Annotated in this window: 23 protein-coding genes, 3 tRNA genes and 1 pseudogene; 11 read left to right on the forward strand and 16 right to left on the reverse strand. The window is 47.4% G+C overall.

What is annotated here, in order from left to right; all coding sequences use genetic code 11:
• Positions 1–39: 39 nt before the first annotated feature.
• Together O3682_RS07400 and O3682_RS07405 are read left to right on the forward strand one after the other, a co-directional pair.
• Positions 40–2121, forward strand: coding sequence for a carbon starvation CstA family protein (locus tag O3682_RS07400; RefSeq protein WP_371509347.1), 2082 nt, complete (start codon positions 40–42; stop codon positions 2119–2121).
• A complete protein-coding gene (locus tag O3682_RS07405) occupies positions 2111–2305 on the forward strand; it encodes a YbdD/YjiX family protein (protein ID WP_049343946.1) in 195 nt (64 codons plus the stop codon). Before O3682_RS07400 ends, O3682_RS07405 begins: the two co-directional genes overlap by 11 nt.
• Positions 2306–2424: 119 nt before the next feature.
• On the opposite strand, the gene O3682_RS07410 is transcribed toward O3682_RS07405, so the two are convergent.
• The 5 genes from O3682_RS07410 to ppsA all read right to left on the reverse strand — a co-directional run bounded on the left by O3682_RS07410 (position 2425) and on the right by ppsA (position 7897).
• Complete coding sequence (locus O3682_RS07410) at positions 2425–2715, reverse strand: chaperone modulator CbpM (RefSeq protein WP_003747441.1); 291 nt, start codon at positions 2713–2715, stop codon at positions 2425–2427.
• 15 nt (positions 2716–2730) lie between these two features.
• On the reverse strand, positions 2731–3690 hold the full coding sequence (locus tag O3682_RS07415; RefSeq protein WP_371509348.1) for a DnaJ C-terminal domain-containing protein: 960 nt from the start codon (positions 3688–3690) through the stop codon (positions 2731–2733).
• Positions 3691–3895: 205 nt separating this feature from the next.
• Positions 3896–4378, reverse strand: coding sequence for a hypothetical protein (locus O3682_RS07420; protein WP_107738035.1), 483 nt, complete (start codon positions 4376–4378; stop codon positions 3896–3898).
• Positions 4379–4548: 170 nt separating this feature from the next.
• Positions 4549–5253 (reverse strand): peptidoglycan DD-metalloendopeptidase family protein, encoded by a 705-nt coding sequence (locus O3682_RS07425; RefSeq protein WP_371509349.1) that lies wholly within the window; start codon positions 5251–5253, stop codon positions 4549–4551.
• Positions 5254–5512: 259 nt separating this feature from the next.
• Entirely contained in the window at positions 5513–7897 is a 2385-nt protein-coding gene (gene ppsA / locus O3682_RS07430) for a phosphoenolpyruvate synthase (RefSeq protein WP_371509350.1), read from the reverse strand.
• Between the two features lie 417 nt (positions 7898–8314).
• Here ppsA and ppsR point away from each other — a divergent pair, with 417 nt between their 5' ends.
• Entirely contained in the window at positions 8315–9136 is an 822-nt protein-coding gene (ppsR, locus tag O3682_RS07435; protein WP_036491303.1) for a phosphoenolpyruvate synthetase regulatory kinase/phosphorylase PpsR, read from the forward strand.
• Positions 9137–9191: 55 nt separating this feature from the next.
• On the opposite strand, the gene dcd is transcribed toward ppsR, so the two are convergent.
• The 4 genes from dcd to O3682_RS07455 all read right to left on the reverse strand — a co-directional run bounded on the left by dcd (position 9192) and on the right by O3682_RS07455 (position 12098).
• Positions 9192–9758, reverse strand: coding sequence for a dCTP deaminase (gene dcd / locus O3682_RS07440; RefSeq protein WP_003680541.1), 567 nt, complete (start codon positions 9756–9758; stop codon positions 9192–9194).
• 125 nt (positions 9759–9883) lie between these two features.
• On the reverse strand, positions 9884–10315 hold the full coding sequence (locus tag O3682_RS07445; RefSeq protein ID WP_371509351.1) for an MORN repeat-containing protein: 432 nt from the start codon (positions 10313–10315) through the stop codon (positions 9884–9886).
• Positions 10316–10337: 22 nt separating this feature from the next.
• Entirely contained in the window at positions 10338–11120 is a 783-nt protein-coding gene (locus O3682_RS07450) for an ADP-ribosylglycohydrolase family protein (RefSeq protein WP_371509375.1), read from the reverse strand.
• Positions 11121–11198: 78 nt separating this feature from the next.
• Complete coding sequence (locus O3682_RS07455) at positions 11199–12098, reverse strand: recombination-associated protein RdgC (RefSeq protein WP_049347929.1); 900 nt, start codon at positions 12096–12098, stop codon at positions 11199–11201.
• A 133-nt stretch (positions 12099–12231) separates the two neighbouring features.
• Here O3682_RS07455 and O3682_RS07460 point away from each other — a divergent pair.
• Together O3682_RS07460 and serS are read left to right on the forward strand one after the other, a co-directional pair.
• Positions 12232–12307, forward strand: a tRNA-Glu gene (locus tag O3682_RS07460).
• Positions 12308–12431: 124 nt separating this feature from the next.
• On the forward strand, positions 12432–13727 hold the full coding sequence (gene serS / locus O3682_RS07465; RefSeq protein ID WP_371509353.1) for a serine--tRNA ligase: 1296 nt from the start codon (positions 12432–12434) through the stop codon (positions 13725–13727).
• 65 nt (positions 13728–13792) lie between these two features.
• On the opposite strand, the gene O3682_RS07470 is transcribed toward serS, so the two are convergent.
• The 3 genes from O3682_RS07470 to O3682_RS07480 form a co-directional block, all read right to left on the reverse strand.
• Positions 13793–14032, reverse strand: coding sequence for a putative hemolysin (locus O3682_RS07470; RefSeq protein ID WP_371509355.1), 240 nt, complete (start codon positions 14030–14032; stop codon positions 13793–13795).
• A 129-nt stretch (positions 14033–14161) separates the two neighbouring features.
• The gene (locus O3682_RS07475; protein WP_371509357.1) at positions 14162–14965 is read right to left on the reverse strand and encodes a transporter substrate-binding domain-containing protein; all 804 of its coding nucleotides are present in this window, start codon (positions 14963–14965) and stop codon (positions 14162–14164) included.
• A gap of 76 nt (positions 14966–15041) precedes the next feature.
• On the reverse strand, positions 15042–15293 hold the full coding sequence (locus tag O3682_RS07480) for an NGO1151 family protein (protein ID WP_371509359.1): 252 nt from the start codon (positions 15291–15293) through the stop codon (positions 15042–15044).
• Positions 15294–15455: 162 nt separating this feature from the next.
• On the opposite strand from O3682_RS07480, the gene O3682_RS07485 reads away from it, so the two are divergent.
• The 4 genes from O3682_RS07485 to O3682_RS07500 all read left to right on the forward strand — a co-directional run bounded on the left by O3682_RS07485 (position 15456) and on the right by O3682_RS07500 (position 18543).
• Positions 15456–16256 (forward strand): hypothetical protein, encoded by an 801-nt coding sequence (locus O3682_RS07485; protein WP_371509360.1) that lies wholly within the window; start codon positions 15456–15458, stop codon positions 16254–16256.
• Positions 16257–16377: 121 nt separating this feature from the next.
• Complete coding sequence (locus tag O3682_RS07490; RefSeq protein ID WP_371509361.1) at positions 16378–16938, forward strand: DUF3465 domain-containing protein; 561 nt, start codon at positions 16378–16380, stop codon at positions 16936–16938.
• Positions 16939–17081: 143 nt separating this feature from the next.
• Positions 17082–18251, forward strand: coding sequence for an O-succinylhomoserine sulfhydrylase (metZ, locus tag O3682_RS07495; protein WP_371509362.1), 1170 nt, complete (start codon positions 17082–17084; stop codon positions 18249–18251).
• Between the two features lie 85 nt (positions 18252–18336).
• Positions 18337–18543, forward strand: coding sequence for a DUF2788 domain-containing protein (locus O3682_RS07500; protein WP_003680520.1), 207 nt, complete (start codon positions 18337–18339; stop codon positions 18541–18543).
• A 65-nt stretch (positions 18544–18608) separates the two neighbouring features.
• Here O3682_RS07500 and O3682_RS07505 read toward each other — a convergent pair whose 3' ends face one another.
• Together O3682_RS07505 and O3682_RS07510 are read right to left on the reverse strand one after the other, a co-directional pair.
• The gene (locus tag O3682_RS07505; protein ID WP_371509363.1) at positions 18609–19400 is read right to left on the reverse strand and encodes a Cof-type HAD-IIB family hydrolase; all 792 of its coding nucleotides are present in this window, start codon (positions 19398–19400) and stop codon (positions 18609–18611) included.
• Between the two features lie 198 nt (positions 19401–19598).
• Positions 19599–20990, reverse strand: a complete 1392-nt coding sequence (locus O3682_RS07510; RefSeq protein WP_371509365.1) for a 3'-5' exonuclease family protein — start codon at positions 20988–20990, stop codon at positions 19599–19601.
• Between the two features lie 115 nt (positions 20991–21105).
• Between O3682_RS07510 and O3682_RS07515 the strand changes: the two genes are divergently transcribed.
• Together O3682_RS07515 and O3682_RS07520 are read left to right on the forward strand one after the other, a co-directional pair.
• Positions 21106–21182: transfer RNA gene (locus tag O3682_RS07515), tRNA-Arg, on the forward strand.
• A gap of 12 nt (positions 21183–21194) precedes the next feature.
• Positions 21195–21269, forward strand: a tRNA-Glu gene (locus tag O3682_RS07520).
• Between the two features lie 111 nt (positions 21270–21380).
• Here the strand turns inward: O3682_RS07520 and O3682_RS07525 are convergent.
• Positions 21381–21601, reverse strand: a pseudogene (locus O3682_RS07525) (RHS repeat protein); the annotation flags it as partial.
• Between the two features lie 648 nt (positions 21602–22249).
• On the reverse strand, positions 22250–22660 hold the full coding sequence (locus O3682_RS07530) for an SEL1-like repeat protein (protein ID WP_371509368.1): 411 nt from the start codon (positions 22658–22660) through the stop codon (positions 22250–22252).
• Positions 22661–22799 lie beyond the last annotated feature (139 nt).

Genomic DNA, 22799 nt, shown 5'->3' on the forward strand with positions numbered 1-22799 from the left:
AAAGCAAGCCTTGGTGCATCACGTTTTAAGGATAAATCAATGAAATCGCTCAAATCATTTTTGATCTGGGGCATTGTGGTTTTGGTAGGCTTGGCCTCCTTTACTACTTTAGCTCTCAGCCGTGGCGAGCAAGTCAGTGCGATTTGGATGGTTACGGCCGCCATTTCGGTATACTGCATTGCCTACCGTTTCTACAGTCTTTACATTGCCAACCGTGTGATGCAGCTTGATCCTAACCGTCTGACTCCGGCAGAACGCCACAATGACGGCTTGGACTATGTTCCCACACATAAAGGCGTACTGTTCGGCCACCACTTTGCCGCTATTGCCGGCGCAGGCCCTTTGGTTGGTCCTGTATTGGCAGCGCAAATGGGTTATCTGCCCGGTACTTTGTGGATTATCTTCGGCGTGGTATTTGCCGGTGCCGTACAGGATATGATGGTCTTGTTCGTCTCCATGCGCCGTGACGGTAAGTCTTTGGGCGATATCGTGAAACAAGAACTCGGTACTGTTCCCGGTGTGATTGCATCCATCGGTATTTTGATGATTATGGTCATCATTATGGCGGTGTTGGCGCTGATCGTTGTGAAAGCATTGGTTCACAGCCCTTGGGGTACGTTCACCATTGCCGCAACCATGCCGATTGCCCTGTTTATGGGTATCTACACCCGTTATATCCGTCCGGGCAAAATCGGCGAGATTTCCATCGTCGGCTTTATTTTGCTGATGTTGGCTGTGATTTACGGTGAAGATGTTGCCCACAGCTCCTTCGGCCATTGGTTCGACCTTGACGGCATTCAGCTGACTTGGGCGATTATGATTTACGGTTTCGTGGCTTCCGTATTGCCGGTTTGGCTTTTGCTGACTCCGCGTGACTATCTGTCTACCTTCCTGAAAATCGGTACGATTGCAGCTTTGGCTTTGGGTATCGTTATTGTTAACCCGACTCTGCAAATGCCTGCAGTTACCCACTTTATCGATGGTTCAGGCCCGGTATTCTCCGGTGCATTGTTCCCATTCTTGTTCATTACCATTGCTTGTGGTGCGGTTTCAGGCTTCCATGCGCTGATTTCTTCAGGTACTACACCAAAAATGGTGGAAAACGAAACCCACGTCCGCATGATCGGTTACGGTGGCATGATTATGGAAAGCTTTGTGGCCATTATGGCTCTGGCTGCCGCCGCTTCGCTTGATCCAGGCGTGTACTTCGCGATGAACAGCCCGGCCGCGCTGATTGGTACTGATGCCAATACTGCTGCCGAAGTCATCACCACTAAACTGAACTTCCCTGTTGATGCCGCAACCCTGTTGCACACTGCTAAAGAAGTGGGCGAAAACACCATTCTGTCTCGTGCAGGCGGTGCTCCAACCCTCGCAGTCGGTATGGCACACATCATGAGCCGTCTGATTCCGGGCGAAGCCATGATGGCGTTCTGGTATCACTTTGCCTTGCTGTTTGAAGCCTTGTTCATCTTGACCGCGGTTGACGCCGGTACACGTGTTGCCCGTTTCATGATTCAAGACTTGGGCAGTATCTTCTACAAACCATTCGGTAACACCGACTCTATCCCTGCCAACTTGGTTGCCACATTCTTTGCCGTAGCATTGTGGGGTTACTTCCTCTATACCGGCGTAACCGACCCTCTGGGCGGTATTAACTCGCTCTGGCCGTTGTTTGGTATCGCCAACCAAATGCTTGCAGGCGTAGCATTGATTATGTGTACTGTTGTATTGGTGAAAATGAAACGCGACCGTTATGTTTGGGTAACTTTGGTTCCTGCTGTCGGCGTATTGTTTGTCACCTGCTATGCCGGTTTGCAAAAACTGTTCCACAGTGACCCACGCGTCAGCTTCTTGGCTCACGCAGGCAAATACCGCGATGCCTTGGCTTCAGGCGAAGTCCTCGCTCCTGCTAAAGACATTGGCGAAATGTCACAAATCATCTTCAACGACCAAATCAATGCCGGTCTGACCGCTTTGTTCTTGGCAGTTGTCGTGATTGTCGCCGTGTACGGTTTCCGTACCGCCATGAAAGCCCGCAAAGTCGGCTGGCCAACTGCTAAAGAAATTCCAGCAGTGTACCGCGACGGTAAACAGCCGGAGGCTCAGCATGAAGCATAAGCTCGCATCTTGGTGGAAAACCATCAAGCTGACAGCAAACTTGATGGCCGGTGTCCCAGATTATGAAAACTACGTTGCCCGCCAGCGCAAACATAATCCCAATGCGCCGGTTATGACCGAGCTGCAATTCCAAGACTACTGCCGCAAACGTCGTTGCGGCAGCAACGGCGGACGCTGTTGTTAATGAAGGCATGAAAAAAGGCCGTCTGAAAATACTTTCAGACGGCCTTTCATTATGGAATATCAATAAACATCAAAAACTTTGTCTTGTCATCAATATTTAATCGAACAACTTACCAATATTTACTCTTCTTCGAGCAGTACCAGCGGACGCTGTATTTTTCTGAGCTCTTCCACCTCGTCTAACAGCCGCATAATCAGCCCCAATGCAGGAATGCCGGCCTCAAAATCACGGCTTAAGCGTTGTGCGCGACGGATGCGGGCAAGATGAAAACCACTGAAGGTGCTTTTTTCGGGCGCACCATCTATGCTGATGATGTCTTCTGCTATAAGTTCCAACAGCCAATCACGACGGCAGCGGCTGGCGGCAACGATTTCTTCAAAAGTAAGGGTAACATCGGAGGACTGAATCATAATTTATCCTTTCTTTTATGCTTGTTTCGCGGCAAAGTGTTCGGCCAATTTTTCCCATGCGGCACGGTCGGCTTCGCTCTCTACTGGCGGAACATTAATGCGGATATTGAGATAAAGGTCTCCGGCTTCTTTTGCAGGAATACCTTTGCCTTTGAGGCGGATGCTTTTACCGCTTTGGCTGTTGGCAGGCAGATTGACCTGTAAGCGGCCTGAAGCGGTAGGGACGATGATTTTGCCGCCCAATACGGCTTCCCAAGGTTTGACATCTATTGTTTGATATACGTCTTTCCTGTTTTTGACGTATAAATCAGGTTGGTTGTGGAACTTGATTTTTAAGTACAAGTCACCGTTTTCTCCACCGTTATATCCCGGCAAACCTTGACCGGCCAAACGGATTTGTTGGCCTTCTGCAATGCCTTTGGGGATTTTGACGTTGAGGGTTTTATTTTGATAAACCGCACGTCCGTATTCGTCTAGAGTCGGCACATTCAAAGTCATGCTACGTTCTGCGCCAACATACGCCGCGTAAATATCAATACTCAATTCAGCATGTTGATCCTCGCCTTTTATTGGGCCGCGGGGTTGCTCGGAACGAGTGTGGGATTGGCGGAATGATGAAAACAGATCTTCAAAATTGAAGTCTCCCGCTCCGAACGGTTCGCCTTCATGACGTTCATAGTGGAAGCCGCCACCGTTAAATCCATTGCCAAACGGATTGCCGCCTTGACCGAACGGATTGCCTCCGGTGCTGCGTCCGTAAGGATTAGCCAACATTTCATCGTATTCGGCCCGCTTTTCTTTGTCGGAAAGCGTTTCGTAGGCACGGTTGATTTCTACCGTACGTTCGGCTGCGTCAGGTTCTTTGCTGACATCGGGGTGGTATTTGCGTACCAGTTTTCGGTAGGCTTTTTTGATTTCGGCCTCATCCGCATCTTTGGCAACGCCTAGTATTTCATAATAGTTTTTTTCTGCCATGTTATTCCTTTGACTGCTCATATACAAAATTCTTATAGTTTTAATAATTGAGGGTAGATATTCTAAAATCAAGGGCGTTGGAAATAAAATTCTCTATTTCTGACAATGATTAATGGGTAATTTATTTCTTTGTTTCTAGAGAAATAGAAAATATAAAGGCCGTCTGAAATACGGTTTTTCAGACGGCCTTTATCAAATTGGGGTTTTATTTATCTTGAGCGTTTTTTTGTTCGCGGACCACCCATTGGGCAATATCTGAACCCAATACTTTAGAAGTGCGGTTCAAGACGGCGCAAGAGCTTTTATAAGCGCCAAACATGCCACCGGAAGAGTTGCGGGTAAAGGTTTTTTTATTAACTTGTTTGCCGTCAACATACAAAGTGGCTGAAACCGCCATACCTTTGGCGTGACCGATAAAGGCATTGCCTGCACTCATGGCGGAAGTGATGGCGATATCTGCGTATGTGCCTTGTTTTTTACCGTCACGGACAACCGTTACATCGCTTTTGGCTGCAGTTTCTTGCAAAGATTTGGACATAATGCTGCCCACTTCTAAACACTCGGAAACAATACGGGTATCGATTTCTTCTTTATCGCGGTAAGGAATGCTTTCATCAATATGGACATCTGCGCTGGCAAATGCAGATGCAAACAAGAATGCGGTTGCAAGGATACGGTTAGGAGACATAGTAGGGTACCTGAAATGGAATGTTAAAAAGAGTTGTTATTGTATAACGGCATTTACACTCAATCAACATAAGTTAAATAGGAAAAGATTTTGTTGAAATAGCTGTTATAGCAAGATAATCAAAAGGCCGTCTGAAATACTGCTATTCAGACGGCCTTTTGATTGGGGCATTAATTTGTTCTGGTCAAATAAGGCAGGGGATCGACTGCTTTGCCGTTTAGACGAACTTCAAAATGAAGCTTGACGCTGTCTGTATCGCTGCTGCCCATGGTGGCGATAACTTGACCTGCTTGGACTTTTTGATCTTTTTGTACCAAAAGCGTATCGTTGTGGGCATAGGCGGTAATGGTGTAGTCGTTGTGGCTGATTAAAATCAGCTTGCCGTAGCCGCGGACTTCTTCGCCAACGTAGATGACGGTACCGGCTGCGGCAGAACGGATTTGTTGGCCTTGTGTGCCCGCAATATCTATGCCTTTGCTGGTTGTGCCGTTGTAGCGTTGGATAATGGAGGATGAGGCGTTATCGGTCGGCCATTGCAGGTTCAATCGGTTGATCGGGGTAACGGCAGTGGTTTGGCGTTGTTGTGTTGCAGTGTTGCGTGGGGCAACATGACGGCGGACGCGCAATACTTGGCCAACTTCGATTTGTGAGGCATTGGGAAGGTTGTTCCATGCAACCAGTGTATTGACGTTTTGTCCGTAGCGTTTGGCGATTTGGGTCAGGGTATCGCCAGGGCGGACTTTGTAGTAGCCGTCAGGTACGGCTCGGTTGGAAGAGATATTGTTGCCGGCACAGGCTGCTAAGACGGCAATGGTGCTGATGAGAGCCAGACGTTTTAAGGCCGTCTGAAAGGTGGAAATAAAATTTGTATTCATGGGTTGATCGTTATGCTGTGTATGATAGATAAGAAGAGTGAAAAAAGGTTCACTCAAAAGGCATGGGATAAAATGCGGAAAGGCAATATAGTACCATTGAGAATTTGTGGGTATGGCAGAATATTTTTATATCTTTTTGATGCAAAGGGACTTTTTTGAAAAGGTAAAAGAACGTGAAAGTTCTTTCAGACGGCATTGAATAAGGCAATAAAAATCCCCTGCTGAGATAGGCGAGCAGGGGATTTTTGTCTCATCGAGCTTATTTGTTCAATTCGTTAGCCAGATACAGCCAAGTTTCAATCACGGTATCAGGGTTGAGCGATACACTCTCGATACCTTCTTCAACCAGCCATTTGGCAAAGTCCGGATGATCTGATGGACCTTGACCGCAAATACCGACGTATTTGTTTTGTTTGCGGCAAGCAGAGATTGCCAAGTGCAACATCACTTTAACGGCAGGGTTGCGCTCGTCGAAGGAGTCAGATACCAAACCGCTGTCACGGTCGAGGCCGAGGGTCAGCTGGGTCATGTCGTTAGAGCCGATGGAGAAGCCGTCGAAGTATTGCAGGAATTGTTCTGCCAATACAGCGTTGCTTGGCAACTCGCACATCATGATCAGGCGCAGGCCGTTTTTGCCGCGTTCCAAACCGTTTTCTTTCAGGGCTTTAACAACAGCTTCTGCTTCACCCAAAGTACGAACGAATGGAATCATGATTTCGACGTTGGTCAAACCCATTTCATCGCGAACGCGTTTCAAGGCTTTGCACTCGAGTGCGAAACAGTCTTTGAAGTTATCGGCTACATAACGCGCTGCACCACGGAAGCCCAACATTGGGTTTTCTTCGTGCGGTTCGTAGATGCTGCCACCTACCAAGTTAGCGTACTCGTTGGATTTGAAGTCAGACATACGGACGATGGTTTTGCGTGGATAAACCGAAGCAGCCAAAGTTGCCACGCCTTCTGCGATTTTATCGACATAGAAGTCGACAGGAGAAGCGTAGCCGGCGATGCGGCGGGTAATTTCCGCTTTCAACTCATCGTCTTGTTTGTCAAATTCCAACAAAGCTTTAGGGTGGATACCGATTTGACGGTTGATGATGAATTCCATACGTGCCAAGCCGATGCCTTCGCTAGGCAGGTTGGCGAAGCTGAATGCCAATTCAGGGTTACCAACGTTCATCATTACTTTTACAGGCGCTTTAGGCATGTTGTCCAAAGCAACATCGGTAATTTGTACGTCCAGCAGGCCGGAGTAGATGAAGCCGGTATCGCCTTCGGCACAAGATACGGTAACTTCTTGGCCTTCGGACAGCAGATCGGTAGCATCGCCACAACCTACAACAGCCGGAATACCCAATTCACGCGCGATAATCGCTGCATGGCAGGTACGGCCGCCACGGTTGGTCACGATGGCGGAAGCACGTTTCATCACCGGTTCCCAATCCGGGTCAGTCATGTCGGTAACGAGTACGTCGCCTGCTTCAACGGAATCCATCTCGGAAGCATCTTTCACTAGGCGTACTTTGCCTTGACCGACTTTTTGACCGATGGCACGGCCTTCGCACAAGACAACTTTTTCGCCGTTGATGGAGAAGCGGCGTAGATTGCGGCTGCTGTCTTCTTGGGATTTCACGGTCTCAGGACGGGCTTGCAGGATGTAGAGTTTGCCGTCTAAACCGTCGCGGCCCCATTCGATGTCCATTGGGCGGCCGTAGTGTTTTTCGATGGTCAGCGCGTAATGAGCCAACTCGGTTACTTCGGCGTCGGTAATGGAGAAGCGTTGACGGTCTTCTTCAGGTACATCGACGTTGGTTACAGATTTACCGGCTTCGGCTTTGTCGGTAAAGATCATTTTGATTTGTTTCGAACCCATGGTTTTACGCAGGATAGCCGGTTTGCCTGCTTTCAAAGTAGGTTTGAATACATAGAATTCGTCAGGGTTTACCGCGCCTTGTACGACGTTTTCGCCCAGGCCGTAAGAAGAGGTAACGAAAACGACTTGGTCGTAACCGGATTCGGTATCGATGGTGAACATCACACCGGATGCGCCGCTGTCAGAGCGCACCATACGTTGTACGCCTGCGGAAAGGGCAACGATGTCGTGTTCGAAGCCTTTGTGGACACGGTAAGAAATGGCACGGTCGTTGTACAGGGAAGCGAATACATGGTGCATGGCTTCTTTAACGTTTTCCAAGCCGTTGATGTTCAAGAAGGTTTCTTGTTGACCGGCAAAAGAAGCATCCGGCAGGTCTTCTGCTGTTGCGGAAGAACGTACGGCAACGGAAATGTCCGCACCGCCGGCATCGGCAACCATTTTGTTCCAAGCTGTTTCGATTTCAGCATCCAGCTGCTCAGGGAACGGAGTATCCAAAATCCATTGACGGATTTCTTTACCCACGCGCGCCAATTCGGCAACGTCTTCAACATCCAGTTGTTTCAGGGCTTCGGAAATACGCTCGCTCAGACCATTGTGAGCCAGGAAAGCACGATAAGCTTCGGCTGTGGTTGCAAAACCGCCGGGAACGCGCACGCCTTTTTCAGTCAGTTGGCTGATCATTTCGCCCAAAGAGGCATTTTTACCGCCCACTCGCTCAACGTCAGTCATACGCAGGTTTTCAAACCAAATAACGTAGTTTTCGGCCATTTGTGTGTCCAATCCAATCCAAAAAATGTTAAAAAAGAAACAAATCCGCCTGCTTATTGTAGCCATTCGTTTGATGGCTGTCATGTGTTTTATCTTTTTAAAAATCACAAATTCGTCTGTGATATTGTGCTTTTCAGGCGTGTAGCCTTCTGAAATGTGAATATCAGATTCATGTTTTTACGTGTTATCTTCTTGTTAAATATGGAAAACAAAATAAGTTAATAAATTTAATAAACAAGATTTATTTTGCAATTTTAGAATAAAATTCTACAAAATAGCAAAAAATAAAATTTTGTGCTAATTTAAAAATTGTTCAAATTTGTTGTAATCCTGTGTAATCTCTCGGGAATCGCTTTATTGCAAAGGCTGTAACTGCTATGATTGCCGTCTGAAACGTTACCCTCAAGAGGATTCATTATGACTGATCCACGCCAAGTCTTCTATATTTCCGACCGAACCGGCCTGACCGCTGAAAATATCGGTGAAGCCTTGCTGAACCAATTTGGCAATGTTGAGTTCAAACGCCATACCTATCCGTTTATCGATACGCCTGAAAAAGCGCGTGCTGTTGTAGACAAAGTCAACCAGTCAGCTGAAAAATTCGGCGTGCGCCCGATTGCTTTTGTCAGTGTGGTCAATGACGAAATCCGTGAAATCATCAAGAAAGCCAATGCGTTCCATATTAATTTCTTTGAAACCTTTCTCGGTCTTTTGGAAAAGGAACTCAATACGGAGGCGGTTGCCGCCCGGCAGGGGCACCACAGTATCGGCAATACTCAACGCTATGATGCGCGTATGGAGGCGGTCAATTTTTCACTGAATCATGATGACGGCGTCAGCGATAAAAACCTGCAGGAAGCGGATGTGATTTTGATGGGCGTGTCCCGTTCGGGTAAAACGCCGACCTGTCTCTATCTGGCCCTGCAATACGGTATCCGCGCCGCAAACTATCCATTGATTCCCGATGATTTGGAATCGACCGATTTGCCGCGTATGGTCAAACCTTATAAAGACAAGCTGTTCGGTTTGACCATTCAGCCTGAGCGTCTGCAGGCTATCCGTCAGGAACGCCGTCCTAATTCGACCTATGCCAAAATCGATACTTGCCGCAGCGAGATTGCTGATGCGCAAAATATGTTCAAACGCCACGGTGTACCGTTTACCAATACAACCGATAAATCAGTGGAAGAACTTGCCGTTCATATCTTGCAGGCTTGCAAGCTGAAACGCCGTTTTTAAATGAAATGATAAAAGGCCGTCTGAAATTTCAGACGGCCTTTTTTTATTTTGTGTATTAAGTCTTAGGCAGGGTAACACCGGTTTGTCCCATGTATTTGCCGTTGCGGTCTTTGTATGAAGTTTCGCAGACTTCATCGCTTTCAAAGAACAAGACTTGAGCCACGCCTTCGCCGGCATAGATTTTGGCAGGTAGGGGGGTGGTGTTGGAAAACTCAAGCGTAACGTAGCCTTCCCACTCAGGCTCGAACGGGGTAACGTTGACGATGATGCCGCAGCGTGCGTAAGTGGATTTACCTAAGCAGACAGTCAGGACGTTGCGCGGGATGCGGAAATATTCGACTGTGCGTGCCAGTGCAAAGGAGTTGGGCGGAATGATGCAGCAGTCGTCTTCGACTGTAACGAAGTTTTTCGGGTCGAAGTTTTTCGGGTCGACGATGGTGCTGTTGATATTGGTGAAGATTTTAAATTCATTGGCACAACGGATGTCGTAGCCGTAGCTGGATGTGCCGTAGGAAATGATGCGTTGGCCGTTGGCCTCTTTGATTTGGTTGGGCTCAAACGGCTCAATCATGCCGTGTTCTTCGGCCATGCGGCGTATCCATTTGTCGGATTTAATGCTCATGGTGGTTGTCCTGGGGTAAGGGTTGTTTGGAAATTCTTTAAAATCAACACAACAGCCTTTAGGCGGGCTTGTTAATTGATGTTTCAGACCGCCTAAAATATAGATAAGGCCGTCTGAAAGGCTGTTTATTTGGTTTTGGAAGCGGATTTCTTAGGCAGTTTGACTTCTTTAATCATACCGTCTTCGCATTTCATGATGAAGACTGGTGTGCCGTTTTGGGAGGCGGTAAAGTTTCCGTGCGCCCTACCTTTTTTGAACATGCCCTCCAGCGTCATATTACGTAATTTGGCGCTGTTGGAGGAGAAAGGTTCGATAAAGGTTTCGCTGTTGCTGGAAACGGTATATACGCCTTTGCCGTCAAATTTGCCGTCTTTAAAGGCTCCGACATAGCTGCGGCCGTCTTGGCATTTCCATGTGCCTTTGCCGGATGGTTTGCCGTCTTTGCCGACATCGCCATCGTAAACGCAACCTTTTTCCTGATAAGGATTGATGGTTTCGGCAATGGCAGGCGTACCCAGCATGAAGGCGATAGGGAGTAGGGCGAGGTGTTTCATCATTCATTCCTTTTTGCAGGCGGTTTCAGACGGCCTGATATTGGGATTCAAAAGTCAGCAGGGTTTCAGCAATACGGCGTGGCAATATGGCTAAAGCGTGTTCGCGCATGGCCGTAGGGATACCGTAGTAGGCTTCGGCAATACTGCCGGTAATGGCTGCCAAGGTATCGCTATCTCCGCCCAGGGAAACTGCCAGTCGGATGGCGTGTTCAAAATCATCGCTTTCAAGAAAGGCGGTAATCGCTTGAGGTACGGTTTCCTGACAGCTTTCGTTGAAATGATAATGCGGGCGGATTTGGTCACAACTTTGGCTCAAGTCGTAGCCGAATTGCCGTGTAATGTTTTCTTTGATTTGCGCTTTTTCCATACCGGTACGCGCCCAAAAGATGGCGGCAGCTACGGCTTGTGCACCTTTAATGCCTTCCGGGTGGTTGTGCGTTACGGCGGCGGATTGCTCAGCAAAATGCAGGGTTTCTTCCAATGTGGCAAATGCCCAACCAACGGCAGAAACACGCATGGCCGAGCCGTTGTCCCAGCTATTATAAGGTTCTGGATCTTCCCATTCTATCCATTGTGAAAAGCGGCCGCCATATGCGCCTTTAGGGCAGGGATATGCCCTACACCATCCTTGCAAAATAGAGGCCAAATTATCGATGCAGCCTTGTAAAACCCAATCGGCAATGGCAACAGTGCAAATCGTGTCGTCGGTAAAGTCGCTGTAGCGGTTGAAAATGTCAAAATCGGTGTGACGGTAGTTGTCAAACTCGAATCGTGATCCGGCAATATCGCCAATGACTGCGCCCAACATCATGACATCCTTTCTGATACTTCTATTGATATTTCAGACGGCCTTTGATATTTCCCAATCAAAAGGCCGTCTGAAAAATTACTCTTGCCAGCCGCCCAAATAAGAAACCAGTTCTTCTAACATGGTGCTGATGGCTTCAGTCATCAGGATTTGCGAGGCAAAGGCGAGGCTGGCAGCATCGTCGCCGTTGCTTTCGGCTTCTTCTTGCAACACGTCCAGATACTGGATGCGTTTGAGCGTAAAGTCTTGAGTGAGGATGAAAGCGATCTGTTCGCGCCATACCAAGCCCAGCTGGGTAACGGTTTTACCGTTTTTGACGTGTTGTACCACTTCATCGGCGGTTAGGTCTTGTTTGGAAACTTTGACGACCGGAACAACATCGCCTACGCCTTTGAGTTCGCAATCGCTGTCCAATTCAAAACCGCCTTCGCAATGGCCTTGCAGCAGCCAGCTGGTCATCAGGGAAGAGGGCGATTGTTTGGTGTTGGGCAGCGAGGCTTCCAAGCCGCCCAAGGCTTCGCGCAACTTGGTCAGGATGTTTTCCGCTTTGGCAGAGGCGGCATTGTTGACCAAAAGATACCCGTGGCGCGTGTCGAAAATCGCCTGTGTGCGGCTGCTGCGCGTAAAGGCACGGGGCAGCAGGTCGTCAGTAATCTGTTCTTTCAGCTCTTGTTTTTCCTTGCGGCCGACATTGCGCGCTTCGTTGTTTTGGATTTCCAAAACCTTTTCATCCAAAATATCGCGGATCACGCCGGCGGGCAGGACTTTTTCTTCTTTTTTCAGGGCCACGCGCCAAGTGTAATCGGCAGGGAAAACCAGCTCGGGCGAAAAGGAAACCGGCGTGGCAAAGCCTTCGCTAAACCAGTCCAAACCCTGACAATGGGCAAATTCGGATTGCGCCAATTTGTCGGCAAGGACTTCCAATTCGGGCAATTTGTCTTTGTTGAGCGGATAAAAACTGATTTGCTTAAACCACATGGCGAGTTTTCCTTTTTATTAAAACCGGCATTATACAGGGAAAATAACATACGGAAATCGGCAGCATCTTTAAAAATGCAGTAAAGGCGTTGACAGAAGAAAAGGCTTTCTGTATAGTTCGCGCTTCGGTTACGCGCCCATCGTCTAGAGGCCTAGGACACTGCCCTTTCACGGCGGCAACCGGGGTTCGAATCCCCGTGGGCGTGCCAAAATTCTTAAAAAACGCTCCTGCTTTTTCAGGGGCGTTTTTTGTTTTCAGACGGCCTGTCGCTGTGAAAATATCTTTAAATTGGTTTACAATAATGCCATTCTGAATCTTAACGAGAGAAAACAATGTTAGACATCCAATTGCTCCGCAGCAATACCGCCGCAGTTGCCGAACGTTTGGCCGCACGCGGTTACGAGTTTGATACCGCGCGTTTCAACGCTTTGGAAGAGCAACGCAAAGCCGTTCAAGTGAAAACAGAAGAGTTGCAGGCTTCGCGCAACAGTATTTCCAAACAGATCGGTGCGTTGAAAGGCCAAGGCAAACACGAAGAGGCTCAAGCTGCGATGGATCAGGTTGCCCAAATCAAAGCGGATTTGGAGCAGGCTGCCGCTGATCTGGATGCGGTTCAGAAAGAATTGGATGCTTGGCTGTTGAGCATTCCGAACCTGCCGCATGAAAGTGTTCCTGCCGGTAAAGATGAAACTGAAAACGTTGAAGTCCGCAAAGTCGGCACGCCACGCGAATTTGACTTTGAAATCAAAGACCATGTTGATTTGGGCGAGCCTTTGGGTTTGGATTTTGAAGGCGGTGCGAAGCTGTCAGGCGCGCGCTTTACTGTGATGAAAGGCCAAATTGCCCGTCTGCATCGCGCTTTGGCTCAGTTCATGCTGGACACGCACACGCTGAAACACGGCTATACCGAACATTACACGCCTTACATTGTGGATGACCTGACCCTGCAAGGTACAGGTCAACTGCCTAAATTTGCAGAAGATTTATTCCACGTTACCCGCGGCGGCGACGAGAGCAAGAAAACGCAATATCTGATTCCGACCGCCGAAGTGACGCTGACCAATACTGTTGCCGACAGCATCGTGGCCGGCAGCGATTTGCCGTTGAAATTGACTGCGCATTCCCCATGTTTCCGCTCCGAAGCGGGCGCATACGGCAAAGACGTGCGCGGTTTGATTCGCCAACACCAATTTGACAAAGTGGAAATGGTGCAAATCGTTCATCCGGAAAAATCATACGAAGCGCTGGAAGAAATGGTCGGTCATGCTGAAAATATTTTGAAAGCGTTGGAACTGCCATACCGCGTGATCACTTTGTGTACCGGCGACATGGGTTTTGGCGCAACCAAAACCTACGACTTGGAAGTTTGGGTTCCTGCGCAAAATACCTACCGTGAAATTTCCAGCTGCTCCAACTGCGAAGATTTCCAAGCACGCCGCATGAAAGCGCGTTTCAAAGATGAAAACGGTAAAAACCGTTTGGTGCATACTTTGAACGGCTCAGGCTTGGCAGTCGGCCGTACTTTGGTGGCGGTATTGGAAAACCATCAAAACGCCGACGGCAGCATTAATGTTCCTGCTGCGTTGCAACCGTATATGGGCGGCGTGACCAAATTGGAAGTAAAATAATCGTTGTTTAAATAAAAAGGCCGTCTGAAACTTGGGTTCAGACGGCCTTATATATGATTGAACAATTATTTGTTGTGTTGACGGAAATATTCCCATTCTTCGACAACGGTACCGTCAGGCAAGTGGCACACGCCGTATTCGCCACCGTCTTTATCTTTTTTGATTTCGGATTTCCCGCCTTGTTTGACACAGAATTCAGAAGCCGGATTGGCCACGCCGACCTTAGGAGATTCTTGTTTTTCAGAAGCGGAACAGGCAGCCAAAGTAGTTGCGGCAGCGAGGCTGAGGATGATGGGTTTGATCATGACGTGTCTTTCATTTGAAGGATAAAAACAAGCGGATTATAAGGGATGCTTGCGTTTAATGGCGTTAACCAGATTAAAGGCCGTCTGAAAAATTTTCAGACGGCCTTTAGTTTAAGAAGTCAAACCAGATTATTTGGCTGCTTCGGTTTTTTCGCCTTCTTTAGCAAAGTATTTGGCGTAAATTTTGTCGTATTCGCCACTTTCGCGTACTTTTTTCAGCGCATCGTTCAACATTTTGATGGTTGCTTCGTCGCCTTTGCGTGCAGCGATACCGTAGTTTTCGATGGTGAAGTCAGGCAGGGAGATGAAATCCAGGCCTTTGGTAGGGTTGTTTTTCACATAGTTGGCAATAACCGCGCTGTCGCTGACGACGGAATCCAAACCGCCGTTTTCCAATTCTTTGATAATTAGAGGAACGCTTTCAAAGCGGGCGATTTTCGGATTGTCGTTGCCCAAGAGTTTGGAAACGGAGAAGTCCCCGGTGTAGCCGGTTACCACGCCGACTTTGGCCATGTTTTTCAGGTCTTCGGAAGAAGCTACTTTTTTGCCTTTTGGAACGAGGACAACTTGGGTGATTTCAAAGTATGGGTCGCTGAAGAGCATGCTTTGTTTGCGGTCGTCAGTGATGGTTACGCCGGACATAACGATGTCCACGTCGCCGTTGTTCAGAGAAGGGAAGAGGCTTTCCCATGGCTGGTGTTTGAATTCGACTTTGAAGTTGCCGGCTTTGGCCATGGCGTCCATCAAATCTACGTCAAAACCTTCTACTTTGCCGGCAGAATCCAAAGATTCAAATGGGGCAAACTCGGCGTTGGAGCCGACACGGTACACTTTATCGGCAGGAGCAGAGGCATTGTTGCTTTGACCGCCGCAGGCAGTCAGGGCAAGGGCGGAACAAGCGAGGGTAGTGGCCAGCCATTTTTTCATGTTCATGATATGTGCTTTCTTAATAAAATGTTAACGGATAAAATCTTAGTTTAGCATAATTTTGTGAACAAACTAGCTGAAATTAGTGGTCTTTTTCTCGGAAAAATGCGTCGGTTACGTCATGGAAGAGGTCGGTGTGCGGGCTGTCTTCGTAGCTCAATTCCGCCAACGCGTCTTCAAAGGCAAGCTGGATGGATTCTACGGCATCGTTGGCCATGTCGGAGGGCAGGGAGCGGATGAGGCCTTTGAGTGCGGTGGCGAGGACATGGTTTTGCATACGCAAAACGTCGTTGGCTTCTTCCAAGTATTCGAGGCGTTGTTCGATGCTGCTCATGATGTATCCTTGAGTATTAAATAAAATAGTGATTATATAGCGAATTAATATTAAAATGTGACGCTTGCGCCGGCTTGCCGGATATGTCCAACCATCGGCCGTATTTCAAGTGATTTTAGGTTTGAATGCGGTTCACAATAAAAATGAAAAAACGAGATTATTATGGAAAACAACCGTCTTGACCCCACAGCCCTCGAGGAAGAAGACCTGAATTGGGAAAAACGCCTGGAAAGATTGCGTCAGGCACGACAATTCAATACTGCGCCGACTCATGCGCCATTGGTTAAAAAATCGGACGACGCTGTCGATGCTGTGCCCAAAACCGCGCCTAAAAAAGAATATAAACTGGATGCTGACAATCGTGAAAAAGTATTGGAAGAGTATTTGTATCGCTGGCAGTTGGAACACAATACTGCCCTTGCAGACGATGGCGAAGCAGTGGAAACCGATGCGATGGTGGTTTTGCAGGACAACTGGTTGAGCGCGCAATCGGCATTGCAGGCCGCGGCTTCAGAGCGTCATATCGAATCAACCCGCACCATCAGACTGAATCCGAAATCAGGTGCCGTAGATTTTGATGTGCCTGAAGTGGAAGAAACTGAAAAACCGGAAAATGATGATGCGGAAGCGGCTGAAGAGGTGGTTTCAGACGGCCTTGAACAAGAACCGGCCATCAATGTCCATATCAATGTATTGAACCCGCAAGCGATCGGCCGTAGGGAAGTATTCTGCGTTTCTGAAAAAGAGTTGACCGAGCGCCTGATTAAGCGTTTGCGTCCCCATGTGGCCGATGCGGTCAACGGCATGATTCGGATTGCCGTGCAAAAACAAATGGCTGTGTTCACTTACCAGTTGCAGCAAATGCTGAACGAGCAGGCACCGGGCTTGGTGGAGGATGTGTTGGAACACAACGTCAAACGTATTTTGGACGATATGAAGACTGAAATGAAATACCGCCGTTGAGTATCCAGGCCGTCTGAAAAGTTTCAGACGGCCTTCGGCGTAAAATTCCCTTAAAATTTTACGAAGCGTGTATAATGGCGACTCACGTTTTCGTGATAAATATCCTTTCTAAATAGTTGATATGCCCGATGCAGAATCGGGCATTTTTTTTGAGATTGTTATGAATAAAAATAAAATCATTGTATTGCTGATTGCTTTGGTTGCCGTATTTGCCTATAACAAAATGCAAAACAAGCAGCCGGTACAATCGCAGAATCAGCAGAAAATAGAAGCCGTTCAAAAACAAAATAATGCGGGCAAAAAGAATGCCGATACGGCTCAGCAGCAAATCGGTTCGGGTAAAGAATCAGCCGAAGCGGTTTTGAAACAGGCGTTTGAAAATGAGCAAAGCGATATTCAGGTTGAGGGCGAGGGCACGGTATGGAAAACCCTGCCGGATGACAACAAAGGCACGCGCCATCAACGCTTTATCTTAAAGCTTTCCAGCGGCCAGACGCTTTTGGTGGCACACAATATCGACCTTGCCGATAAGATTAAGGGTTTGAAAAAAGGCGATGAAGTAGCGTTTTACGGCGAATATGAATGGTCGGAGCAGGGCGGCGTTATCCATTGGACGCACCATGACCCGTCAGGCCGGCATACTGACGGCTGGTTGAAACACGATGGCCGCCTTTATCAGTAAAAACGGTTTTCCTGTTTTTTTAGACGGCCCGAAACACGGCCTTCGGCTTGAAAGATGGTAGAAATCGGCGCAAAATGTTAACAAGTTAAACAGACGGAAAATATTGTTCCGTCCATTGGAATACACAGTAGATTGGAGAATAAATGAACAAAAAACTTCATCCGCAAACGCTGGCCATCCGGGGCGGCAAAGAGCAGACCGAATATCGCGAACACAATCAGGCGCTGTTTTTGACCAGCAGCTTCATGTGGGAAAGCGCGCAACATGCGGCAGATTTGTTTTCCAAAAAAATTAAAGGCTTTACCTATACCCGTACAGCCAATCCGACTACTGCCGCTTTTGAAAAACGCATTGCCGCATTGGAAGGCGCAGAGCGCGCGGTAGCCACTTCGACTGGTATGTCCGCAATTCAGGCGGCATTTTTTACCTTCTTGCAAGCAGGCGACCACGTTGTTTCCAGCCGCAGCCTGTTCGGCACGACCGTCGGTTTCATCAACAACATCGTTACCAAGTTCGGCATCGAAGTCAGCCATGTATCACCGGTTGATGTAGATGAATGGAAAGCGGCCATCAAGCCCAATACCAAACTGTTTTTCTTGGAAACTCCGTCCAACCCATTAGGCGAAGTTGCCGATTTGGAAGCGCTGGCTGAACTGGCGCACAGCATCGGTGCGCTTTTGGTGGTGGACAACAGCCTCTTGTCGCCCGTCGGTTCGCAGCCTTTGAAACACGGTGCGGATATTTCCGTTTCTTCCGCAACCAAAGCCATCGACGGCCACGGCCGCGTGATGGGCGGCGTATTGGCCGGTTCGGAAGAGCTGATGACGCAAGTTGCCATATATTGCAACTCTTGCGGTTTGGCAATGTCGCCATTCAATGCTTGGGAATTGCTCAGTGGCATCGAAACCATCGGTATCCGTATGGAAAAACAGTTTGACAATGCGTTAAAAATCGCCCAATGGCTGCAACAACAGCCGCAAGTCCAAGCCGTGTACTACACCGGTTTGCCCAACCATCCGCAGGCAGAGCTTATCCGCAAACAGCAAAATGGCGGCGGTATCGTGGTGGGTTTTGAAGTTGCAGACCAAGAAGAAGCATGGAAAATTGTGGACGGCGTAGAACTCTTTTCCCGTACTGCCAACCTCGGCGACGTGCGCTCAACCATCACTCATCCATGGACAACAACCCACGGCCGTATGCAGCCTGAAGAAAAACTTGCCGCCAATATCCGCCCGGGCTTGGTGCGCCTGTCTGTCGGCTTGGAATACGTTGACGATTTGATTGAAGATTTGAAACAAGTCTTGAACAAATAAGTTCAAAAAGATATTTCAGACGGCCTGTTGCGGTAAGGCCGTCTGAAATTTACGGACACACATCTGAACCATACAAGGAAAGAATATGACTGAAGCAGAATTCGCCTCATGGGCAATGAAAATCCTACTGAGCGGCCTGATTATCTTTTTGGGCTTTATCGTTTGGAACTTGGGTAAAGAATCCAAAGCCGGCAAATTCGGCATTGCCATGCTCTTCTTGGTTTTGGGCTTGGGTGTGTTTGGATTCGTATTTAAAGAATTGCTGATTAGCTTTTTGGTATTGCCGAAGTAAGCAGAAAGTTTGTAGATAGAACAAGGCCGTCTGAAAATGTTCAGACGGCCTTTTGATTTGATAATTTAAATGACGCCCAATTCTTGCAAGCCGAGCAATACGCCGTCTTCATCAACACTTGGGCAGACGAATTGTGCGGCAGCTTTGGCTGCTTCTTCGCCATTACCCATGGCAACGCCAAAGCCGACGGTTGACAGCATTTCCAAGTCGTTGAAGCTGTCGCCGAATGCCATCACTTTACTCATATCAATCCCCAGTTTTTCTACTGCGTGGGCGATGCCGCGTGCTTTTGAACCTTCCTGTTTGAGTAGGTCCATGGCATGTTTGTGCCAGCGGACGGATTTGAAGCCGTGTTGTTGAATCAGCGGTTGCAGGATTTTTTCTTCTTCCTCATCCACAAAGACCAACATTTGATAAACGGGTTGTTTACGGAAATATTCTTTGTCAGTCAGGAAGTTGGGCAGGATATGTGATAAGCCTTCGACAACGCGCAGCGAATGGGAGGAAACGGCAATTTTTTGGTTGTTGACGAATGCGTAGTCTATTTTGTGTTGTTCAAGCAGGTTGATGGCGGTTTCGATGTCGGCAATATCCAAGGGGTAGCTTTGCAGGGGTTTGCCGCGAAAGGAGATATATTGGCCGTTGATGGTAACGAGCATGTCGATACCGCATTCTTGAATCAAGGCTTTGACTTTGGCGGGAATGGCGGCTTCCGGACGGCCGGTGGCAATGGCAGTCAAAATGCCTTTGGCTTTCAATGCGCACATGGCTTGGGCAACCGAAGGGCGCAGGGTATCCGTGTATTTGCGGTAGAGTGTGTCGTCGATGTCAAAGAAGATGATTTCAGGGTTGTTCATGGTTTACTCGTTGGACTGGGTATACACAGCTTTCATTGAAAATTGTGTGAACAGCTTGTGTATAAATTGGTTTATTATTTGATTGCTATTATAAAAATAAGTTCTGATTAAAATTTAGGCAGATTTTTATTTTGAGAATAAAGCGGAAAGTTATTCACAATAGGCCGTCTGAAAATTTGGTTTTCAGACGGCCTTGTTTTAAGCAATCAAACGGATATTTTCTTTGTCTTGCCTGAATTTGTTTTTAATCACGAGAGGCAGGCTGCTGTCGAAATACCAGCTTCCATCAGGCAATGCCAACGCGCCGCCGGCGCAGAGCAGGGTAATGCTGTTTCCGGTCAGGGGGTCGGTTTCGGTAATTTCAATTTCGTGCGCTTTGCCCCAATCGGTTACAGGGAGTAGGGCGGCAAGCTCGGTAATGCGTTGATTTTGATGTTTGATGCCGTTTGGCTGGCGACAGTTGCCATTGCATTTTCCGACGGCCTCGACAGGGCAGGGTTCGCCTTTTGCGTAGCTGGTCGGCAAAATATTGAGCGAATCCGGGCAGAGCCTGTGTTCTTGCGACCATTGCGTCAAGGCGCGTTTGGCTGCTTTTTTGTGGGCAAACAAACCGTAAGGACGCCAGTTTCTTGTACCGCTGTTTAACAAGACAATGCGTGCTTGAAGGCTGCCGTGTTCGTCCGTGATAAAGCGGACGGTAGAAAACGATGTGGACTTTTCAGACGGCATCAGTTGGTATTCCTGCATGGTCTGGGCTTTGAGCCATAATGTATGAAGCTGTCCGACTGCCGGAATAAAACGGATGGAGGCTGCGGCTTTGATGTGCGGCGGCAGTTTTTTGCTGTGCAGCAGGGTGGCGGTTTCACTGTATGCGCGTTCGTGTGCTTCAATGGCTTGGGCTTTGCCGAAATGATCAAACCAAACCAATACGCCATAACTGTCGGGCAGGGCATAGAGCTGTTGGGCAAGCGAATCAGGCAGCCAAGTGGGCAACATTTTCGGATTCATCAATACACGGACGTGTTCGTCCCATTGTTGATGATTTTTTTCTGCCAGACTTAATTCGAGATAATCACACAATGCGGCAACATCGGTCATGGCGCGGTGGCGGTTGGCCGTCTGAATGCCGGTGCGTTCGATAATGCTGTCGAGGCTGTGTTTGTAAAACTCAGGATACAGGCGGCGAGACAGTTGAACCGTACAGAGCGAGGGTGCGGCAAAGTCAGTATGGATACGAGCAAACTCGTGGCGCAGGAAGGTATAGTCAAAGCGGCTGTTGTGGGCAACAACCACAGCACCTTGCAATAGCGGCAACAAATCACCTGCAATATCGGCAAATACAGGTGCGTTTTTCACCATTTCATCATGAATTCCGGTCAGTCTGGCAACAAATTCGGGAATGCTGCGGCAAGGATTGACCAATTGCTCGTAATGTGTGGCGCGTCCTTGCTCAAAACGAACAAGGGCGACTTCCGTTATCCTGTCTTGATAGAAATTTCCACCGGTCGTCTCCAAATCCACCACGACCACAGGTCGTCCCAAACGGGAAAATGCTTCGGATAAGAGCGGCCAGCGTGCGAAATCTGACATTTTATTCTCTGTAAATTCAATAGCAAATGCGCATTTTACACGCTGTCTGCAAGTTTTCCAAATAAAACGCTTGACAGTAAATAGCCCTCTCTTTATAATTCAAATCTTTCTTGATGCACCCGTAGCTCAGTTGGATAGAGTATCTGGCTACGAACCAGAGGGTCGGGCGTTCGAATCGCTCCGGGTGCGCCACAGAAAATCTCCGCGCCCATCGTCTAGCGGTTAGGACATCGCCCTTTCACGGCGGTAACCGGGGTTCGATTCCCCGTGGGCGTGCCAGTTGCTTTAAAATAAGCCATCACTAAAGAATAGTGATGGCTTATTTTTTTCACATTTCCATATTTAAAAGTTTATAGTTATTTAATTTTTTAAATAACTTTCTTAGCTGTTCAGACGGCCTTTGCCTATCCTTCTGCCCAAGGCATCGTAGGTGTAGGGCCAAGTCTCTTTCGTGCCGTCATTTTGAAGATTTCGGCTTTAACCAGTTGGTTATGCAAATCGTAGAAGTAGTTTTGTACTTCGCCGTTTGCCAGTTTGCGGTGGATCAGGTTGCTGAAACTGTCGTAGTAATAGCTGCTACCGTTGTATGCTTTAAGGTGGTTGTCGGGTATATGAGGGTTGGTTTGTAAATTAGGCTCCAATTTTTTGGGAAGAGATTGACCCATTAGGGCTTGCCTCTATTCCAGCACCATCTTCTCTTTCTGGCTTTTCAGGTGCCCAAAGAGCCAGGTTTTGGGTGTAAATTCACGATTAGATAACTGCATAAGAAAGCAGCCAACAAATACACTACCTCTTCTACGACCAAATTGGTATCCCAAGAGAAATGACCAACTGTGAAGGTAACCTCTGGTTTATTTTGGGAATTATTATGATTGGGGCAAACTAAAAAGAGAAACTAACACATCTGGAATTGCTCTTAAACCATTCCGATTATGCATTGCAATTTTTCAGGTATTATGAGTTATGGCATTAAGGTCATCTTAAAACGTTCCTTTTAGACAACTTAATGCTCTGTTAGGATATGATTTTCGCATTATTGGGTAAATAATATCTTCCTCACAGGACAAGAAATAGTCATAATTATTTGTGTTCAATTTCTTAAATAAGTAAGATTTATTTTTGAAACTTCATTTGATATCAAATATTTTCCATGGAAAGAGTACCGTTCGAGAATGTGTCCTTCAGGAAGTTTCCAACATTTTCTTAATCCTCCTCCAGAAGTTATAGGTTTGTAACGATAATCTGCTCAAACTTATTAATTAATTGATATTTATTAGTATTTTTAATTCTTCTGGTAGTTTGGCACCATTTCTATGTGCCTTTTTAGCCCAAAATATGGCTTTTTCTTTATTGCCTTGTGTGAAAAATAAATCAGCTAAATTGGATTGGGTAATTGGATGTCCATTTTTTGCAGCGATCTCTAGCCATTTAAATTCCAAATCTTGATCTAAAGATACAAACATATGATATTGATATAATTTGAATGCTGAATTTTTATCTCCATTAGTGGCGTTCTCTTCGAGAATATGAATTTCTTCATCTGAAATCCAAAAAGTACTACCTGTTGATATGAAGTTAGTCATTTTCTCATTTCTTTCTGGATGTTGTTTACATGATATTAAAGGGGTTGATAACAAAAATAAAATTAAGAAATTTTTCAGTATTTCCATAGTTATCACGTTCCTTACTTATTTTTTACTTTGAGGAGTAAAGATCCTCATGGTGCCTGGTTTGCTTGTATCTTGCGAGCGATCAGCCTTCATTCCCATCGGTGTTAATTTCCCGTTACTTGAAAACCAAAGATATTCA

The organism is Neisseria sp. 27098_8_112 (assembly GCF_041433235.1).
In the GTDB taxonomy this organism is placed as follows: domain Bacteria; phylum Pseudomonadota; class Gammaproteobacteria; order Burkholderiales; family Neisseriaceae; genus Neisseria.

Excerpts from the sequence above, each read along its gene's own strand:
- O3682_RS07400 (WP_371509347.1), top strand. The coding sequence starts at position 40 with ATGAAATCGCTCAAATCATTTTTGATCTGGGGCATTGTGGTTTTGGTA.
- O3682_RS07405 (WP_049343946.1), top strand. The coding sequence starts at position 2,111 with ATGAAGCATAAGCTCGCATCTTGGTGGAAAACCATCAAGCTGACAGCA.
- O3682_RS07410 (WP_003747441.1), bottom strand. The coding sequence starts at position 2,715 with ATGATTCAGTCCTCCGATGTTACCCTTACTTTTGAAGAAATCGTTGCC.
- O3682_RS07415 (WP_371509348.1), bottom strand. The coding sequence starts at position 3,690 with ATGGCAGAAAAAAACTATTATGAAATACTAGGCGTTGCCAAAGATGCG.
- O3682_RS07420 (WP_107738035.1), bottom strand. The coding sequence starts at position 4,378 with ATGTCTCCTAACCGTATCCTTGCAACCGCATTCTTGTTTGCATCTGCA.
- O3682_RS07425 (WP_371509349.1), bottom strand. The coding sequence starts at position 5,253 with ATGAATACAAATTTTATTTCCACCTTTCAGACGGCCTTAAAACGTCTG.
- ppsA (WP_371509350.1), bottom strand. The coding sequence starts at position 7,897 with ATGGCCGAAAACTACGTTATTTGGTTTGAAAACCTGCGTATGACTGAC.
- ppsR (WP_036491303.1), top strand. The coding sequence starts at position 8,315 with ATGACTGATCCACGCCAAGTCTTCTATATTTCCGACCGAACCGGCCTG.
- dcd (WP_003680541.1), bottom strand. The coding sequence starts at position 9,758 with ATGAGCATTAAATCCGACAAATGGATACGCCGCATGGCCGAAGAACAC.
- O3682_RS07445 (WP_371509351.1), bottom strand. The coding sequence starts at position 10,315 with ATGATGAAACACCTCGCCCTACTCCCTATCGCCTTCATGCTGGGTACG.
- O3682_RS07450 (WP_371509375.1), bottom strand. The coding sequence starts at position 11,120 with ATGTTGGGCGCAGTCATTGGCGATATTGCCGGATCACGATTCGAGTTT.
- O3682_RS07455 (WP_049347929.1), bottom strand. The coding sequence starts at position 12,098 with ATGTGGTTTAAGCAAATCAGTTTTTATCCGCTCAACAAAGACAAATTG.
- serS (WP_371509353.1), top strand. The coding sequence starts at position 12,432 with ATGTTAGACATCCAATTGCTCCGCAGCAATACCGCCGCAGTTGCCGAA.
- O3682_RS07470 (WP_371509355.1), bottom strand. The coding sequence starts at position 14,032 with ATGATCAAACCCATCATCCTCAGCCTCGCTGCCGCAACTACTTTGGCT.
- O3682_RS07475 (WP_371509357.1), bottom strand. The coding sequence starts at position 14,965 with ATGAACATGAAAAAATGGCTGGCCACTACCCTCGCTTGTTCCGCCCTT.
- O3682_RS07480 (WP_371509359.1), bottom strand. The coding sequence starts at position 15,293 with ATGAGCAGCATCGAACAACGCCTCGAATACTTGGAAGAAGCCAACGAC.
- O3682_RS07485 (WP_371509360.1), top strand. The coding sequence starts at position 15,456 with ATGGAAAACAACCGTCTTGACCCCACAGCCCTCGAGGAAGAAGACCTG.
- O3682_RS07490 (WP_371509361.1), top strand. The coding sequence starts at position 16,378 with ATGCCCGATGCAGAATCGGGCATTTTTTTTGAGATTGTTATGAATAAA.
- metZ (WP_371509362.1), top strand. The coding sequence starts at position 17,082 with ATGAACAAAAAACTTCATCCGCAAACGCTGGCCATCCGGGGCGGCAAA.
- O3682_RS07500 (WP_003680520.1), top strand. The coding sequence starts at position 18,337 with ATGACTGAAGCAGAATTCGCCTCATGGGCAATGAAAATCCTACTGAGC.
- O3682_RS07505 (WP_371509363.1), bottom strand. The coding sequence starts at position 19,400 with ATGAACAACCCTGAAATCATCTTCTTTGACATCGACGACACACTCTAC.
- O3682_RS07510 (WP_371509365.1), bottom strand. The coding sequence starts at position 20,990 with ATGTCAGATTTCGCACGCTGGCCGCTCTTATCCGAAGCATTTTCCCGT.
- O3682_RS07530 (WP_371509368.1), bottom strand. The coding sequence starts at position 22,660 with ATGGAAATACTGAAAAATTTCTTAATTTTATTTTTGTTATCAACCCCT.